This is a genomic window from Streptomyces sp. NPDC012769 (assembly GCF_042901205.1).
Classification (GTDB): Bacteria; Actinomycetota; Actinomycetes; order Streptomycetales; family Streptomycetaceae; genus Streptomyces.
The window spans coordinates 1707547-1723533 of sequence record NZ_JBIBCP010000001.1; the positions used below are offsets into that span (position 1 = coordinate 1707547).

Consider the following 15987-nt stretch of genomic DNA (forward strand, 5'->3'; position numbering starts at 1 on the left):
AAGGGGACAGTTGTCCTTCCCATGACGTGACAGGGAACACAGTTCTACCTGTGGGTAACGAGAGGCGAGCAGAACGGCACCACCGGCGGGGCAGGGCGGGCCCAGACGCCCGGAGCGGCCCGCCCTCTCTCGCGACCCCCGGTCAGTTCGCCGGCTTCTGCGGGGTCGCCTCGCTCGGGCGGACGATGACGAAGCCCTGGCCCTCCAGCTTCAGCTGCATCGCCTCGCCCGAACCGCCCCGGATCATCGAGCCGAAGGACTGGGAGCGGTGCAGCGAGGGGCGGAGCTGCTCGCTCCAGCCGACGACGGCGTCGGTGTCGACGAAGACCGGGTCCTGCGGGCCGACGGGGATGACGATGGGGGCGCCGTCGCAGATCAGGGCGATCTTGCCGTGGCCGGTGAAGACGCTGTTGAAGAGGCCGCCGCCGGCCATGCCGGCCCCCTTCACCGTCTTGATCTCGTAGTGGAGCGTGGGATCGAAGCACAGCACGTTGCGGCCGTTGACGGTCAGGGCGTCGCCCTGCTCGATCTCCACGATGAAGCAGTTCTGCGCCTCGTGGGCGAACCACGCCTCGCCCTGGCCGCGTACGGCCATCAGCGCGAGGCCCTCGCCCGTCACGGCACGCTTGAGCAGGCCGCCGAGGCCCTGGCTCTTGTGCTCGAACTGGAGGTTCCCCCGGAAGGCGATCATCGAGCCCTGTCGGGCGTGCATCTCCCCGTTGACGGTGTACTTGACCGACTTGGCGTTCTGGAGGGTCATCCCCGGAAACGTCGCCGCCTCGGCGAGGTGCTCACTGGCGAAAAGATCACTCTTCATGGGGGCATCCTGTCCCGGAAGCTCCCATTCCTACAAGAATCTCTCCGTACGGGCGTCCGGCCGCGCGGTGGCAGACTTGCCGGGTGAGCAGCAACGACACCGATGTCCGTGGCGATTCCCGTGCCGATTCCCGGGACGAGAAGCCGCAGTTCGTCCTTCCCCTCGTGGTCCGCATCGAGCGGGCGGCACCCCCGGCCCGTACGGACGCCCTGGAGACGGCCGCCCGCGCGGTTCTGGAGATCCTGGCCGACGAGCGGTCGCTCGGCGAGGGCGAGTGGGCGCGGGTCATGACGGAGTGGCAGGACGCCCGGATCCGCAAGGTGGTGCGCCGGGCGCGCGGCGCGGAGTGGCGCCGGGCCGAGGCTCTGCCGGGGATCACGGTCGCGGGCAGGGGCGGGGAAGGGACCGGGGAAGAGAACGGGGACGGGGACGGGGAAGGTGTTCCCGCCGCCGAGGTACGGGTCTTCCCGCCGGTTCCCCTGGACGGCTGGCCCAAGGAACTGGCCCGGCTCCAGGTGTCCGGCACCGACCTGGACGATCCCGCCGAGCCGGGGCCGGTGCCGGAGGGCGCCGCCGTGCTGTGGCTCAATCCGGAGCTCGACATGTCGGCCGGCAAGACGATGGCACAGGCCGGGCACGGCGCGCAGCTGCTGTGGTGGGAGCTGTCGGACGCCGACCGCAAGACCTGGCGGGACGCCGGTTTCCCGCTCGCCGTACGGACGGCCGACCCGGAGCGCTGGGCTCGGCTCACCTCGGGCGGGCTGCCGGTGGTGCGGGACGCCGGTTTCACCGAGATCGCGCCCGGTTCGTGCACGGTGGTGTCGGAGTTCCCGGCGATGGGCCTTCGCGCGGCCGTGTGAGGTCGAAACCTCAAATCAACCTCTGAACGTCTCCCTGTCCGGATTCGCGGGGCCGCTCCCGGGCCATCACCTGGGGGACCGAAGGAGGGGGACATGACGAAACTGGGTGTCGGCATCGGCTGGCGGCCCGAGATCGCGGGCGCGGTCGAGGGGCTGACGGGGGTCGACTGGGTGGAGGTCGTCGCGGAGAACATCTGCGCCGGCCACCTGCCCGACTCCCTGGAACGGCTGCGGGCGCGCGGCGTGACCGTCGTGCCGCACGGCGTCTCGCTGGGCCTCGGCGGGGCCGACCGGCCGGACGCCGGGCGTCTGGCCGCGCTCGCGGAGAAGGCGGAGGCCCTCGGCGCGCCGCTGGTGACGGAGCACATCGCGTTCGTACGGGCCGGGGGGCCGCTGACCGCGACGCCGCTCCTGGAGGCCGGGCACCTGCTGCCGGTGCCGCGGACCTGGGACGCGCTCGACGTGCTGTGCGAGAACGTCCGGATCGCGCAGGACGCGCTGCCGGTTCCGCTGGCCCTGGAGAACATCGCGGCCCTGGTCTCCTGGCCGGGCGAGGAGCTGACGGAGGGCCAGTTCCTGTCGGAGCTGGTGGAGCGCACGGGGGTGCGGCTCCTGATCGACGTGGCCAACCTGCACACCAACCGCGTCAACCGGGGCGAGGACCCCGCGGAGGCGCTGTCCTCACTGCCGGTCGAGGCCATCGCGTACGTGCACGTGGCGGGCGGCCTGGAGCGGGACGGCGTCTGGCACGACACCCATGCCCACCCGGTTCCCCGTCCCGTCCTCGACATCCTCGCGGACCTGGCGTCGCGCGTCTCCCCGCCGGGTGTCCTCCTGGAGCGGGACGACCACTTCCCGCCCGCGGAGGAGCTGGCCGCCGAACTGTCCTCGATCCGCACCACACTCGCCGCCGCCCGGCCCCGTCCGCTCCTGATCGGCGCGGGCGCCCGCGTCTCGGGCGGAGCGATGCCGAAGCCGAAGCAGACGCCGAGGCCGTCGGGCATACGGACGGCCACGGCCGCATCCGCCCCCGAGACCTCCGACTCCCTCGGCTCCCCCGCCGCCACCGGCGTCGTCCGGCAGCGGGTCGGGGTGGCCGAGGCGGCCTTGCTGTCGGCGCTCGTCGCCGGGACGCCCGCGCCGGAGGGGTTCGACGTGCGGCGGCTGGGGGTGCAGAGCCGGGCGCTCGCGGCGAAGCGGGCGGACGTGGTCGCGAAGGTGGCGCCCGAGCTGCCGGAGATCCTGGGCGACGGCTACCGGCCCGCGTTCCTCGCGTACGCCAGGAGCCGGCCCATGACGGACGGCTACCGGCACGACGCCCTCGACTTCGTCGAGGGGCTGCTCGTCGCCGGGCGGCCGGAGGACGCGGAGGCCCGGCGGCGGCTCACCGCGTGGTGGCGCGAGCGGGCGGGCGTCCGGCCACCCGGGCCGGCCGCGCGCTTCGCACATCGGGTTCGTACGGCTCTGGGACGGGGGTGAGGTGGTCGTGAACACGCTCGTGTTCTTCTACTACGTGCTGGGTGGCGCCGGCATGGCGTTGCTGTTCGTCAAGCGCGGCCGGACCGGGCGCGGCCCCGGCGGGCCGGTGCAGGACCGGTACGAGGCGGCGTTCCTGAACGGTGGTCCGGCCAGGGTCGTCGACACCGCGCTCGCCGCCCTGCACGGGGACGGTCGCGTGGTGGTGGGCGGTCCCGGGATCGTGCAGGTGATCCGTCCGACCGCGCACGACCCGGTCGAGCGGGCCGTGTTCCAGGAGCTGTCGGCCGCCCCGCACGGCGCCCTCGCGCCGCTGCGGTACGCCGTGATGCGGCATCCGGCGGTGCAGGAGATCGGTGACGGGCTCGCCGGCCGGGGGCTGATCATGGAGCCCCGGGTCCGCCGGTCGGCGCTGTCCTGGAGCACGGCCCTGGGGATCCTGGCCCTGATCTCGCTGCCGTTCTCGCTGATCCTCACGGTGGCGGACCTGATGGAGTCGGGCCCGCGGCTGCCGTTCATCGTGAAGGTGCTGCCGGTGCTCGTCGGTGTGATGGTCGCCGCGGTGCTGTGCGCCACGGCCGCGAAGCGCCGGGTGACGCCCGCCGGACAGGCCGCCGTCACGGCGTTCGCCCAGGCGCACGCGCACCTGACGCTCCAGGGGATGCCGGTGGCGCTGTACGGGCTGCGGGCGCTGCCGGACCCGTTCCTGCGGGAGCAGTTGGCCACGGCGGCCCGGACGCCCCTGCCGTCCCCGGTCCGCCGGCCGTCCTCCCGCCCGCACTCCTCGCACTCTTCGCACCCGTCCCACGACGCCGTGGTGCTGCCGGTGCTGTGGTGCGCGGCCTCGGCCGGGGGGACGGGTGGCGGCTGCGGGGGCGGGAGTTCCTGCTCCGGCGGCGGTTCTTCCTGCTCGGGTGGCGGTTCTTCTTGCTCGGGTGGCGGGAGCACGTGCTCCTCGGGCTCGTCGGGCTCCTCCAGCTCGTGCTCGTCCTCGTCCTCGTCGAGCTCGTGTTCGTCCTCCAGCGGCAGTTCCTGCTCGTCCAGCAGTTCCTGACGCGACCGGGGCGCGTGCGGCCTTTCGGGGACATGACAGCCGACACCCCTCGTCGGTGCTTTACTTCCCCGCTCCCGGCCCGAACCATCCCTTTGTCGCCCGCCCCGCCCGTGGCTACGAAGGGAAGCGCCGATGAAGTCGGTCGCGCTGATGCTGTCCGCCTCACTGTCCGCCCTCCTCACGCCGGCCATCACCTCGGCCACCGCCCCAGCGGCCGCCACCGCCTCGCGGCTCGACGCACCCCGGCTCGACGCGCCGCCGGCCGAGAGCCGGGGCGTCCAGGTCGCCGCGCGGGCCGCGGCGGCGCAGGGCATCCGGTTCGGGCCGTGCCCGGCGGTCGAGAGACTGCCCGCGCCGGTGGAGTGCGGCACCGTGCGCGTCCCGCTGGACTACGCGCACCCGGAGGGCACCCGCGTCCCGCTCACCGTCAGCCGGGTGAAGGCCTCCGGGCCCGCGGCCGGTCGGCAGGGCGCGCTCGTGTTCAACCCCGGCGGCCCGGGCGCCTCCTCGACGTACTTCCCGCTCGCGGCCGACCTCCCCGTCTGGAAGCGGATCGCCGCCGCGTACGACCTGGTCGGCTACGCCCCGCGCGGGGTGGGCCGCTCGGCGCCGGTCTCCTGTCAGGACCCGGCCGACCGGGCGACCGGGCCGACGCTCGCGCCGGCGATCCCGTCTGAGGTCTACAAGAAGGAGCGGATCGCCCGCGCCAGGACGTACGCACAGGGCTGCGCGAGCCGCACCGGGCCCGCGCTCCGGCACTACCACTCGCTCAACAACGCCCGTGACCTGGAGGTGCTGCGGGCCGCGCTGGGCGAGCCGCGGCTGACGTACATGGGCGCCTCCTACGGCACGTACTTCGGTGCGCTGTACGCGACGCTCTTCCCGCACCGGGTGCGCCGGATGGTCTTCGACGCGCCCGTCAACCCGGCGCCGCAGCGGATCTGGTACGTCAACAACCTCGACCAGTCGCTCGCCTTCGAGCGCCGCTGGGCCGACTTCCGCACCTGGGCGGCGAAGCACGACGCGGTGTACGGGCTCGGCACCACGGCCGCCGAGGTGGGCGAGAACTACGAGAAGGTGCGCGCCGAGCTGGCCGCGTCCCCCGCGGGCGGCCGGGTCGGCCCCGGTCAGCTGCACGGGGCGATGCTCCAGGCGCTGTACGACGACCGCTTCTGGGCGGCGCGGGCGGGCGCCCTCGGCGCGTACCTCCAGGGCGACCCGAAGCCGCTGGTCGCCCAGGCGGCACCGGCCGTCCCGACCCGTACCGGTGAGCCGGCGGCCGGTGACCCGGGGAACGGGGCCGCCGTCTACACGGCGGTGGAGTGCAACGACGCTCCCTGGCCGGAGGACTTCGCCCTGTGGGACCGGGACAACACCCGGCTCGCGCGCCAGGCGCCGTTCGAGACCTGGGACAACGTGTGGGCGAACCTGCCCTGCGCCTACTGGAAGGCCCCGCGCCAGAAGCCGCTGGACGTGCGGACCGGGCCGGGAGTGCTGCCGCCGGTGCTGATCCTGGCGGCCGAGCGGGACGCTGCGGCGCCGTACGAGGGGGCATTGGAGATGCAGCGCAGGCTGTCCGGGTCGGCCCTGGTGACGGAGCGGAACGCCGGGTCGCACGGCATCGGAGGCGGTGCGAACGCCTGTGTGAACGGCCATCTGGAGCGGTACCTGCTCTCCGGAGCCGTACCGGCCGTGGGTGTCGACGGCTCGGAAAGGACGCCGGTGCGGCGCGCGTCATGCGCGCCGCACCCGGAGCCGGACCCGGTGTCGCTGGAGCGGCAGGCGGAGTTCCGCAGGCCGTCTGATCTTCCGGGTCGAGGGATCACCGCCGGGCTGGGCGCCGGGCGGTGACCGTGTCGGGAGTACCGGTACCGGTGTCGGTACCGGTGCCCGGCCGTCAGGCCAGGCCGGCCACCAGGTCGGCGACGCTCTTGCGGCGGCCGGTGTAGAACGGGACCTCCTCGCGGACGTGCATCCGCGCCTCGGAGCCGCGCAGGTGACGCATGAGGTCGACGATCCGGTGGAGCTCGTCGGCCTCGAAGGCCAGCAGCCACTCGTAGTCGCCGAGCGAGAAGGAGGCGACCGTGTTGGCGCGCACGTCCGGGAAGCCGCGGGCCATCTTGCCGTGGTCGGCGAGCATCCGGCGGCGGTCCTCGTCCGGCAGCAGGTACCAGTCGTAGGAGCGCACGAAGGGGTAGACCGAGACGTAGTCGCGCGGGGTCTCGTCGGCCAGGAAGGCCGGGATGTGCGACTTGTTGAACTCGGCGGGGCGGTGCAGCGCCATGTTCGACCAGACCGGCTCCAGGGCGCGGCCCAGCTTGGTGCGGCGGAAGAGGTTGTACGCCTCCTGGAGCTCGTCGCTCGTCTCGGCGTGCCACCAGATCATGACGTCGGCGTCGGCGCGCAGACCGGACAGGTCGTACGTGCCGCGGATCGTGATGTCCTTGGCGGCGAGCTGGTCGAACAGCTCCTGGACCTCGTCGGCGTAGCCGCCGCGGTCGGCGGGCAGGACGTCGCGCAGCTTGAACACAGACCACAGGGTGTAGCGGATGACCTCGTTGAGGTCCTTCGCCTTCTTACCGGCGTTCGGGATCTTTTCGGGCGCACTCATACGCCTATTCTCGCCCGTCACGGACAGTGCCCCGCACCAGGGTCGGCTGTTTTCGACGTGGCGATGATCTCGTCCAGGATCTCGTCGGCCGCCCGGCGGCCCGAGGCGACGCAGGCGGGGATGCCGACACCGTCGTACGCGGCGCCCGCGAGCCGCAGCCCGGGCAGCGCGGCGACGGCGGAGCGGACGCGGTCCACCCGGGCCGGGTGGCCGACCGGGTACTGGGGCAGCCCGCCGGTCCAGCGGGTCACGGTGGTGGCGACGGGCCGGGCGCCGAGGCCGGTGGCGGCGGCGAGGTCCTTCAGGGAGGCGTCGACGAGGTCGGCGTCCTCGCGGTGCACCTGCTCCTCCTCGCCGTGGCGGCCGACCGAGGTGCGCAGCACGAAGAGGTCGGGGGCCGCGTCGGCGACCCAGCCCCACTTCTGGCTGGAGAAGGTGGAGGCCTTGATGGTGCGGCCGTCCACGGGCGGGACGAGGAAGCCGGAGCCGGGCAGCGCGGGCAGGTCGGCGCGGCGGAAGGCCAGGGTGATCAGGGCCATCGAGGCGTACTCGACGGCGCCGAGCTCGGCGGCCGCGGCGGGCGCCGGTCCGGCGAGGAGCCCGGCCGCGGGCCCGGCGGGGGCGGCGAGGACGACGGCGTCGGCTTCGAGCGTCCGGTCGGGGGTGACGGCCTGCCAGCCCCGCGGGCCGGAGCGGCGCAGCTCCGTCACGGGGGTGCCGGTGAGGATCTCGCCGCCGGCGGCGCGTACGGCGTCGGCAACGGCGCCGGGCAGGGTGCCGATGCCGCCGCGGATGCCGGCGAAGGCCGCGCCGCCGAGGCCGGTGGCGGCGCCCGCCACGTCGGCCGGGGTGGCGGCCCCGGCCCGCTGGACGGCGCGGACGGCCTCGGTGAGGGTGGGGTGGCGGCGGGCGGCCTCGAAGAGGGCGGGGACGGCGGCCTTCATGGAGATGCGGTACGCGTCGCCCGCGTAGACGCCGCCGAGGAGGGGTTCGACGAGCCGGTCGACGACCTCGTGTCCCATGCGTTCGGCGACGTACGCGCCGATGGCGATGTCGTCGCCGATCTCGGTCGGCGGGAGTTCGAGGTCCCGGCCGATCCGGCGGACGGCCTCGGCGGAGAGCAGCCGCTCGACGGCGTGACCGTCGCCGGGGACGCCCATGACGTGGCCCTTGGGCATGGGCACGAGCGTGCCGCGGGACCAGACGGACGCGGTGGTGGTGGCGGGGGCCTGGAGCCGGTCGCCGAGGCCGACGGCCTCGGCGAGGGCGATCGCCTCGGGGCGGCGGGCGAGCAGCGACTCGGCGCCGAGGTCGACGGGCGCGCCGGCGATCTCCCCGGTGAGGAGCTTTCCGCCGACCCGGTCTCCCGCTTCGAGGACGGTGACCCGCGCGCCGGCCGTGACGAGGCGGTGGGCGGCGGCGAGACCGGCGATGCCGCCTCCCACGACGACGACGTGCGGTCCGCCGCCGGTGGCGGGCCGGCCGGCGGTGGGCTGCGCGTTCATGGGGCCGTTCATGGGACCACTCTCTCAAATCGCCCGCGCGCTTCCGTTCCGAGGCCCGACCGTGACCGCTTCGCGACCGCCGGACGGAAACCCGCTGCCGCACCCTGGCGTCCAAGGGGCACGACACACCATCACCTTGGGGGGTTTTCGGATGCGGAGAACACGCACGGCCACGGCGGCGGCGCTGCTGACGGCCGCGCTCGTCCTGACCGGTTGCGGCGCCGGGGACGAGAGCGGTGCCGCCGCCGACCGCAAGGGCGGCGGGTACGCGGCCGGACCGGCCGGCACGGCGGCGCCCGAGGGCGCGGCGGACGGCGACACGGGCGCGGAGCGGTCGCCCGCCGGGAAGCCGGGCGCCCAGCAGCCGGGGGGCCGGAGCCCGGTGGCGCCGCAGCACGTCATCCGTACCGCCGAGCTGTCCGTGGAGGTCGAGGACGCGACGAAGGCGCTTGCCGCGGCGCGGCGGGTCACGGCGGACGCGGGCGGCCATGTCGAGAACGAGACGACGGACCGGATCGACGGCATCCACGTCAGCTCGCGGATCGTGCTGCGGGTCCCGCAGGAGCGCTACGACTCGGTCCTCGCCGAACTGGCGGGCGCGGGCAAGCTGCTGTCGCGCACGGCGAACGCCAAGGACGTCACCGACCAGGTGGTGGACGTGGAGAGCCGGATCGCCACCCAGCGGGCGAGCGTGGCGCGGGTGCGGGCGCTGATGGAGAAGGCCACGCAGCTGAGCGACGTGGTCACTCTGGAAGGGGAGCTGAGCCGGCGTCAGGCGGATCTGGAGTCGCTGCTCGCCCAGCAGGCCTCGCTGAAGGACCGTACGACGTTGGCGACGGTCACCCTCCAGCTGTCCGAGCCGGAGGCCGCGCCGGTCGCCGAGGACGACGAGCGGCCGGGCTTCCTCGACGCACTGGCCGGCGGCTGGGGCGCCCTGGTGGGCGCGGCCGCGTGGGTCCTGATCGTGCTGGCCGCGCTCGCCCCCTGGCTGGCCGTGGCGGCGGTGCTGTACGTGGTGTGGCGCCGGCTGGTCCGGCCGCGGTGGGCGCGGCGACGGACGGCACCGGAGCGGGGGCCGGGCGGACCGGACCGAGTGCAGGTGCAGGGGCCGGATCCGGCGTCCGGGGCCGTCCCGGCCGTGCCGGCTCAGCGCCGCACCACCGCCACGGGCGTCCCGCTGCCCGAGCCGGACGGGGAGGAGACCTCGTAGCCGATTCCGACGTGCCCCCGGACACGCGCCGGGGGGACGCCCGACACTGCCGGTGCGACGGTCACTCCGAGGGCCCCGGCGGCGCCCCCGAGCACCTCGGCGAGTGAGCCGAAGGGGTACGCCGGAGGAACAGCCCCGAGCGCGCGCAGCCCCGTGAGGAACGAGCGGGGCGAGCACGTACGGGGCTGCGAGTCCGGCTCAAGCACCCCGGAGGGGAACCGAGCCACAAAATAGGGGGCATGAGCGAACGACTGGTGGTCATCGGTGGCGACGCGGCGGGCATGGCCGCCGCGTCGCAGGCACGCAGGCTCAAGGGGGCCGGGGAGCTGGAGATCGTCGCCTTCGAGCGGGGGCGCTTCAGCTCCTATTCGGCCTGCGGCATCCCGTACTGGGTCGGGGGTGACGTCGGATCCCTGGACGAGCTGATCGCCCGCAGCCCGGAGGAACACCGGGAGCGGGAGATCGATCTGCGGATGCGGACCGAGGTGACCGAGCTCGACGTGGACCGGCAGCGGGTTCGGAGCCGGGACCTGGAGTCGGGCGAGGAGTCCTGGACGGGCTACGACAAGCTGGTGATCGCGACGGGTGCCCGGCCGCTGCGTCCGCCGCTGCCGGGCATCGACGCGCCGGGCGTCCACGGGGTGCAGACCCTGGGCGACGGGCAGGCGCTGCTGGACTCGCTGGAGCGCGCGGAGGGCCGACGGGCGGTGGTGGTCGGGGCCGGGTACATCGGTGTCGAGATGGCGGAGGCGCTGCTCGGCCGCGGCTTCGAGGTGACGGTCCTGAACCGGGGCGAGCAGCCGATGGCGACGCTCGACCCGGACATGGGGCGCCTGGTGCACCGGGCGATGGACGGTCTGGGGATCACGACGGTCGGCTCCGCGGCGGTGACGAAGATCCTGACCGGCGAGGACGGCCGGGTGCGGGCGGTGGCCACGGACGACGCGGAGTACCCGGCGGACGTGGTGGTCCTCGGCATGGGCGTGGAGCCGGAGACCTCGCTGGCGCGGGCGGCGGGGCTGCCGCTCGGCGGCCACGGCGGCCTGCTGACCGATCTGTCGATGCGGGTGCGGGGGCACGAGGACATCTGGGCGGGCGGCGACTGCGTGGAGGTCCTGGACCTGGTGTCCGGGCGGGACCGGTACGTGCCGCTGGGCACGCACGCCAACAAGCACGGCCAGGTGATCGGCGCGAACGTGGGCGGTGGCTACGCGACCTTCCCCGGCGTGGTGGGCACGGCGGTGTCGAAGGTCTGCGACCTGGAGATCGCCAGGACCGGACTGCGGGAGAAGGACGCCCGCGCGGTGGGCCTGCGGTACGTGGCGGTGACGGTGGAGTCGACGAGCCGGGCGGGCTATTACCCGGGAGCCGCGCCGATGACGGTGAAGATGCTCGCGGAGCGCCGGACCGGGCGGCTGCTCGGGGTGCAGATCGTGGGCCGCGAGGGCGCGGGGAAGCGGGTGGACATCGCGGCGGTGGCGCTGACGGCGGGGATGACGGTGGAGACGATGGTCTCCCTCGACCTCGGCTACGCACCGCCCTTTTCACCGGTGTGGGACCCGGTCCTGGTGGCGGCACGCAAGGCGGTGGCAGCCGTTCGGGCGGCGGGCTGACCCGAGCGGCAGAATCGGTCACGGTGACGAATTGCGACCATGAAGTCGCCGTGCGTGACTCGTCACATGATCAGACACACCATGCGAGCGCTCTGCGCCGCCTCTCTCGTCATCGCCCCCCTCGCCCTGGCCGCGGCCCCGGCCCACGCCGCGACCTGCACCGTCAACGGCGTCTCCCGCACCGGTGCGGCCGTCACCGGCACGGCGGGACCGGACTACATCGTCTGTAGCGGGGTCGTTTCCGGGGACACGGTCAACGGCCTCGGCGGGGACGACTACATCCACATCGAGGGCCAGGTCGCCGGCACCGTCCTGGGCGGCGACGGCCGCGACTACATCTCGGCCCCCGACGGGGTGGCCGGCGGGATGACCAGCACCGGCCGGGTCCTCGGCGAGGCCGGCAACGACTACATCCGCACCGGCCCGAACGCCGGCGTCGTCAACGGCGGAACCGGCTTCGACTACTGCCGGGTCACCTCCGGCAACCCGCCCGTCAGCTGCGAGTTCTGACCCTCGCCCACCGTGCGCCGCCCGACCGGGCGGCGCACGGTGGCGTACGGGGCCGGGTCAGCGGGCCGTCCGCGTGTGGACGTACTCCACCAGGCGGGTCAGCGCGTCCGGGTCGGTCGTCGGCAGCACCCCGTGACCGAGGTTGAAGACGTGGCCCTCCAGATCCTTCGCGGCGGCCAGGACCTCGTCCGTCTTGGCCTCCACGGCCTCCCGCGAGGAGAACAGCACGGCCGGGTCGAGGTTGCCCTGGAGCGCCTTGCCGGGGCCGACCCGGCGGGCGGCCTCGTCGAGCGGGACGCGCCAGTCGACGCCGACCACGTCCGCGCCCGCCTCGCCCATGAGGCCGAGCAGCTCGCCCGTACCGACGCCGAAGTGGATGCGCGGGACGCCGTACGAGGCGACCGCGTCGAACACCTTGGCCGAGGCGGGCATGACCGAGCGGCGGTAGTCGGCGGGGGCCAGGGCGCCCACCCAGGAGTCGAAGAGCTGGACCGCGGAGACGCCGGCCTCGATCTGCACCTTGAGGAAGGCGGAGGTGATCTCGGCGAGGCGGTCGAGAAGGTCGGCCCACAGCTGCGGGTCGCCGTACATCAGCGCCTTGGTGTGCTCGTGGTTGCGGGACGGACCGCCTTCGACGAGGTAGCTCGCGAGGGTGAACGGCGCGCCGGCGAATCCGATCAGCGGGGTGGCGCCCAGCTCGCCGGTGAGCATGCCGATGGCCTCGGTGACGTAGGTGACGTCCTCGGGGGTGAGGTCGCGCAGCCGGGCGAGGTCGGCGCGGGTGCGGATGGGCTCGGCGACGACGGGGCCGACGCCGGGCTTGATGTCGAGGTCGACGCCGATGGCCTTGAGCGGGACGACGATGTCGCTGAAGAAGATCGCCGCGTCGACCTTGTGGCGGCGCACGGGCTGCAGGGTGATCTCGGTGACCAGCTCGGGCCGCATGCACGACTCGAGCATGGGGATGCCCTCGCGCACCTTCAGGTACTCGGGCAGGGACCGCCCGGCCTGTCGCATGAACCAGACGGGCGTGTGGGGCACGGCCTCGCGCCGGCACGCCTTCAGGAACGCGGAGTCGTAGGTCTGCGGCTGGTGCTTCGTCTGCTGGCCCTCAGGGCGATCGATGGCGCTCACGCCCAGAATCTTCGCATGTGGCGAGAAGCCGCTCGCCCGGCCCGGGTGTCCCTCCCTGCGCACGGGCCCCGTTCCGCCTACTCTTCCCGGCATGGCTGCGGCTCAGGGACATTTTTCCGATCATTCCGACGGCATTCGAGGGACGGGGAAGACGGCGGGCGACAGGGTGGACCCCACGGAGACGAACCCGGTACCTCCCGCCTTCCGGCGGGCGGTCGAGGGGCTGCGCGCGGTCCGGCTGCGGCCGGAGATCGAGGTCGACCCGACCCGGCCGCCGCAGCGGCTCGCCCCGTACGCGTACGCCCTGGAGGCGGCGGTCGTGGAGGGCGAGGAGGACCTGGCGGACGGGCGGCTCGTGCTGCTGCACGACCCGGCCGGGCACGACGCCTGGAAGGGCACCTTCCGGCTGGTGACGCTGATCCGGGCGGAGCTGGAGCCGGAGATGGCCGCGGATCCGCTGCTGCCGGAGGTCTGCTGGTCCTGGCTGACCGGCGCCATGGAGGCGCGCGGTCTGGCGTACGGGGAGGCGAGCGGCACCGTCACGATGGCGAGCTCGCACTACTTCGGGGGGCTCGCGGAGCGGCGCCCGGCGACGCAGATCGAGATCCGGGCCTCGTGGACGCCGCAGGAGGGCCTGGCCGGGGTGCCGGACAGCGGGACGCACCTGGCGGCCTGGTGCGATCTGCTGTGCCAGGTGGCGGGGCTGCCGCCGTCGCCGGCCGAGCCGGGGGCCGGTCCGGCCACGGGGCCGGGTGCGGGGACGACGTCGGGGGCGGGTGTCGTACCGCTGCCCCAGCGGCGGGGACCGCAGCAGCCGTAGCGTGCGGACGGTGAGCGGGCGGGCGTCGACGGGCGTGGCGAACGTCGTTTTTCGGACACTTTCGGGTGCGGCGAGCATGAGGCTCGTACGATGATCGATCACGCGTCCGAATTGCACCAATTGTTACTCACCAAATCGTGATCTTTCCCTAAAGGCGGGCGGCCAGGCTGCCGAAGGAGTCATTGACCCCTTCAAAGCACGGGTTCGCCCCCGGCTTCTTCCCCGAGCCGGCTCCGTCCCGCACCTTCCCAGGAGGCCTGGTGTCCGTTCTCCTCGAGCAGCCCGCAAGCCTGGTCGCCTACCGCCCGAACAAGCCGACGGCCATGGTCGTCGTGGCCGACCCGCGCGTCCGCTCCACCGTCACCCGCCACCTGTGGGCGCTCGGCGTGCGCGACGTCATCGAGGCGTCGTCCATCGCGGAGGCCCGTCCCCGCGTCGGCAACCCGCGCGACATCTGCGTGGCCGACGTCCACCTGCCCGACGGCAGCGGCCTGACGCTGCTGTCCGAGACCCGCGCCGCGGGCTGGCCCAACGGTCTGGCCCTCTCCGCCGCCGACGACATCGGCGCCGTGCGCAACGCCCTCGCCGGCGGCGTCAAGGGATACGTCGTCACCGGCACCCGCACCAACATCGGGCACCCCACCCGCCCCGGCGCCGCCCCCATCGGCGCCGCGGCCGCCCGCCTCGGCCACCGCCGCCCCCCGGGTGCCCCGAGCCACCCGGGCGGCTACCGCGAGCTCTCCGGCCGTGAGGTCGAGGTGCTGCGGCTGGTCGCCGAGGGCCAGTCCAACAAGGCCATCGGCGTCTCCATGGGCCTGTCGGCGCTCACCGTGAAGAGCCACCTCGCCCGCATCGCCCGCAAGCTGGGCACCGGTGACCGGGCCGGCATGGTCGCGGTGGCCCTGCGCACCGGCATCATCCACTGATCGGCCCGGCCCCACGAGGGGTCTGAGAACCCGCAGGCGCCTGTCGACGGAACGTTCCCTCTGGTCCGACCGACCGACCACCACGGCTGTTCAGGCCGTTCCGGTCGATCCGGTTGATCCGGCTGTTCCGTCGATGGGCGCTTGCCATTCACAGATACCCTTGACAGGTGACCGACGCCCAAGACACCGCGAGTGACACCGCACTGCGAACCACCGGGGGCGCCCCCTCGGACGACGACGTCCCTGCGCATGGGCTGCCGATCCCGCTGCTCGAACCCCGTGAGGGCGTTCCGCCCGTCGTCGAGACCGAGGACGCCCTGGCCGAGGTGATCGCCGCCTTCGCCGCCGGCCGCGGTCCCGTCGCCGTCGACGCCGAGCGCGCCTCCGGCTACCGCTACGGGCAGCGCGCCTATCTCGTCCAGCTCCGCCGCGAGGGCGCGGGCACCGCGCTCATCGACCCGGTGGGCTGTCCGGATCTGTCCGGCCTCGGCGAGGCGCTGGCCGGGTCCGAGTGGATCCTGCACGCCGCGACGCAGGACCTGCCCTGTCTGCGTGACATAGGCATGGTGCCGACGCGGCTCTTCGACACCGAGCTCGCCGGACGTCTGGCCGGCTTCCCCCGGGTCGGTCTCGGCGCGATGGTCGAGTCGGTCCTCGGCTACGCCCTGGAGAAGGGCCACTCCGCCGTCGACTGGTCGACCCGCCCGCTGCCCGAGCCCTGGCTGCGCTATGCCGCGCTCGACGTGGAGCTCCTGGTGGACCTGCGCGACGAGCTGGAGAAGGAGCTGGACCGTCAGGGCAAGCTGGAGTGGGCGCTCCAGGAGTTCGACGCCATCGCCTCGGCTCCGCCTCCGCCGCCGCGCAAGGACCCCTGGCGGCGTACGTCGGGGATGCACAAGGTGCGCAGGCGCCGCCAGATGGCGGTCGTACGGGAGCTGTGGACGGCCCGTGACCGGGTGGCCCAGCGGCGTGACGTCTCCCCCGGCAAGGTGCTGAGCGACGCGGCGATCGTGGAGGCGGCTCTCGCGCTGCCGCCGAACGCGGGCGCGCTGTCGGCGCTGCCCGGCTTCGGGCAGCGGATGGGCCGGCGCCAGCTGGAGCAGTGGCAGGCCGCCGTGGACCGGGCGAAGGCCCTGCCGGACGCCGAGCTGCCCCAGCCCGGCCAGCCCGTGGCGGGCCCCCCGCCCCCGCGCGCCTGGGCCGACAAGGACCCCGCGGCCGCGGCCCGCCTCGCCGCGGCCCGCACCGCGGTCTCGGCCCTCGCGGAGGAGCTGAACCTCCCCCAGGAGAACCTGATCACCCCCGACACGGTCCGCCGCGTCTGCTGGGAGCCCCCGGCCCCGGCCGACCCGGAGACGCTCGCCGAGGCCCTGCGGGGCTTCGGAGCACGACCCTGGCAGGTGGAGCTGGTGACCCCGCTGCTGGTCGAGGCGCTGGCGGCGAAGGCCTGA

14 protein-coding genes are annotated in these 15987 nt (G+C 74.1%); 10 read left to right on the plus strand and 4 right to left on the minus strand.

Going from position 1 to position 15987, the window contains the following annotated elements; translation table 11 throughout:
* Positions 1-142: 142 nt before the first annotated feature.
* The gene (locus ACFY7C_RS07645) at positions 143-817 is read right to left on the minus strand and encodes an AIM24 family protein (protein WP_389645212.1); all 675 of its coding nucleotides are present in this window, start codon (positions 815-817) and stop codon (positions 143-145) included.
* 83 nt (positions 818-900) lie between these two features.
* Here ACFY7C_RS07645 and ACFY7C_RS07650 point away from each other — a divergent pair, with 83 nt between their 5' ends.
* The 4 genes from ACFY7C_RS07650 (at position 901) to ACFY7C_RS07665 (ending at position 6058) form a co-directional block, all read left to right on the plus strand.
* Entirely contained in the window at positions 901-1677 is a 777-nt protein-coding gene (locus ACFY7C_RS07650; RefSeq protein ID WP_389645215.1) for a peptidyl-tRNA hydrolase, read from the plus strand.
* A gap of 93 nt (positions 1678-1770) precedes the next feature.
* Positions 1771-3156, plus strand: coding sequence for a DUF692 family multinuclear iron-containing protein (locus ACFY7C_RS07655; protein ID WP_389645218.1), 1386 nt, complete (start codon positions 1771-1773; stop codon positions 3154-3156).
* A 7-nt stretch (positions 3157-3163) separates the two neighbouring features.
* A complete protein-coding gene (locus ACFY7C_RS07660; RefSeq protein WP_389645221.1) occupies positions 3164-4207 on the plus strand; it encodes a TIGR04222 domain-containing membrane protein in 1044 nt (347 codons plus the stop codon).
* 132 nt (positions 4208-4339) lie between these two features.
* A complete protein-coding gene (locus tag ACFY7C_RS07665; protein ID WP_389645224.1) occupies positions 4340-6058 on the plus strand; it encodes an alpha/beta hydrolase in 1719 nt (572 codons plus the stop codon).
* Positions 6059-6104: 46 nt separating this feature from the next.
* On the opposite strand, the gene hemQ is transcribed toward ACFY7C_RS07665, so the two are convergent.
* Positions 6105-6818: a hydrogen peroxide-dependent heme synthase gene (hemQ, locus tag ACFY7C_RS07670; RefSeq protein WP_389645227.1), complete on the minus strand. Its 714-nt coding sequence runs from the start codon at positions 6816-6818 to the stop codon at positions 6105-6107.
* A gap of 17 nt (positions 6819-6835) precedes the next feature.
* Positions 6836-8335 carry a protoporphyrinogen oxidase gene (hemG, locus tag ACFY7C_RS07675; RefSeq protein WP_389645230.1) on the minus strand — a complete coding sequence of 500 codons (1500 nt, stop codon included), beginning with the start codon at positions 8333-8335 and terminating at the stop codon, positions 6836-6838.
* 139 nt (positions 8336-8474) lie between these two features.
* Here hemG and ACFY7C_RS07680 point away from each other — a divergent pair, with 139 nt between their 5' ends.
* The 3 genes from ACFY7C_RS07680 to ACFY7C_RS07690 all read left to right on the plus strand — a co-directional run bounded on the left by ACFY7C_RS07680 (position 8475) and on the right by ACFY7C_RS07690 (position 11656).
* Positions 8475-9533 carry a DUF4349 domain-containing protein gene (locus ACFY7C_RS07680; protein ID WP_389645233.1) on the plus strand — a complete coding sequence of 353 codons (1059 nt, stop codon included), beginning with the start codon at positions 8475-8477 and terminating at the stop codon, positions 9531-9533.
* A 239-nt stretch (positions 9534-9772) separates the two neighbouring features.
* Positions 9773-11146, plus strand: a complete 1374-nt coding sequence (locus tag ACFY7C_RS07685; protein WP_389645236.1) for an FAD-dependent oxidoreductase — start codon at positions 9773-9775, stop codon at positions 11144-11146.
* Between the two features lie 66 nt (positions 11147-11212).
* Positions 11213-11656, plus strand: a complete 444-nt coding sequence (locus tag ACFY7C_RS07690; protein WP_389645239.1) for a hypothetical protein — start codon at positions 11213-11215, stop codon at positions 11654-11656.
* Positions 11657-11713: 57 nt separating this feature from the next.
* Here ACFY7C_RS07690 and hemE read toward each other — a convergent pair whose 3' ends face one another.
* Complete coding sequence (gene hemE / locus ACFY7C_RS07695) at positions 11714-12790, minus strand: uroporphyrinogen decarboxylase (protein ID WP_389645243.1); 1077 nt, start codon at positions 12788-12790, stop codon at positions 11714-11716.
* 91 nt (positions 12791-12881) lie between these two features.
* Here hemE and ACFY7C_RS07700 point away from each other — a divergent pair, with 91 nt between their 5' ends.
* The 3 genes from ACFY7C_RS07700 (at position 12882) to ACFY7C_RS07710 (ending at position 15987) form a co-directional block, all read left to right on the plus strand.
* Positions 12882-13610, plus strand: coding sequence for a DUF3000 domain-containing protein (locus tag ACFY7C_RS07700; protein WP_389645246.1), 729 nt, complete (start codon positions 12882-12884; stop codon positions 13608-13610).
* A 260-nt stretch (positions 13611-13870) separates the two neighbouring features.
* Positions 13871-14536 carry a response regulator transcription factor gene (locus tag ACFY7C_RS07705; RefSeq protein ID WP_015037008.1) on the plus strand — a complete coding sequence of 222 codons (666 nt, stop codon included), beginning with the start codon at positions 13871-13873 and terminating at the stop codon, positions 14534-14536.
* Between the two features lie 167 nt (positions 14537-14703).
* The gene (locus ACFY7C_RS07710) at positions 14704-15987 is read left to right on the plus strand and encodes a ribonuclease D (protein ID WP_389645249.1); all 1284 of its coding nucleotides are present in this window, start codon (positions 14704-14706) and stop codon (positions 15985-15987) included.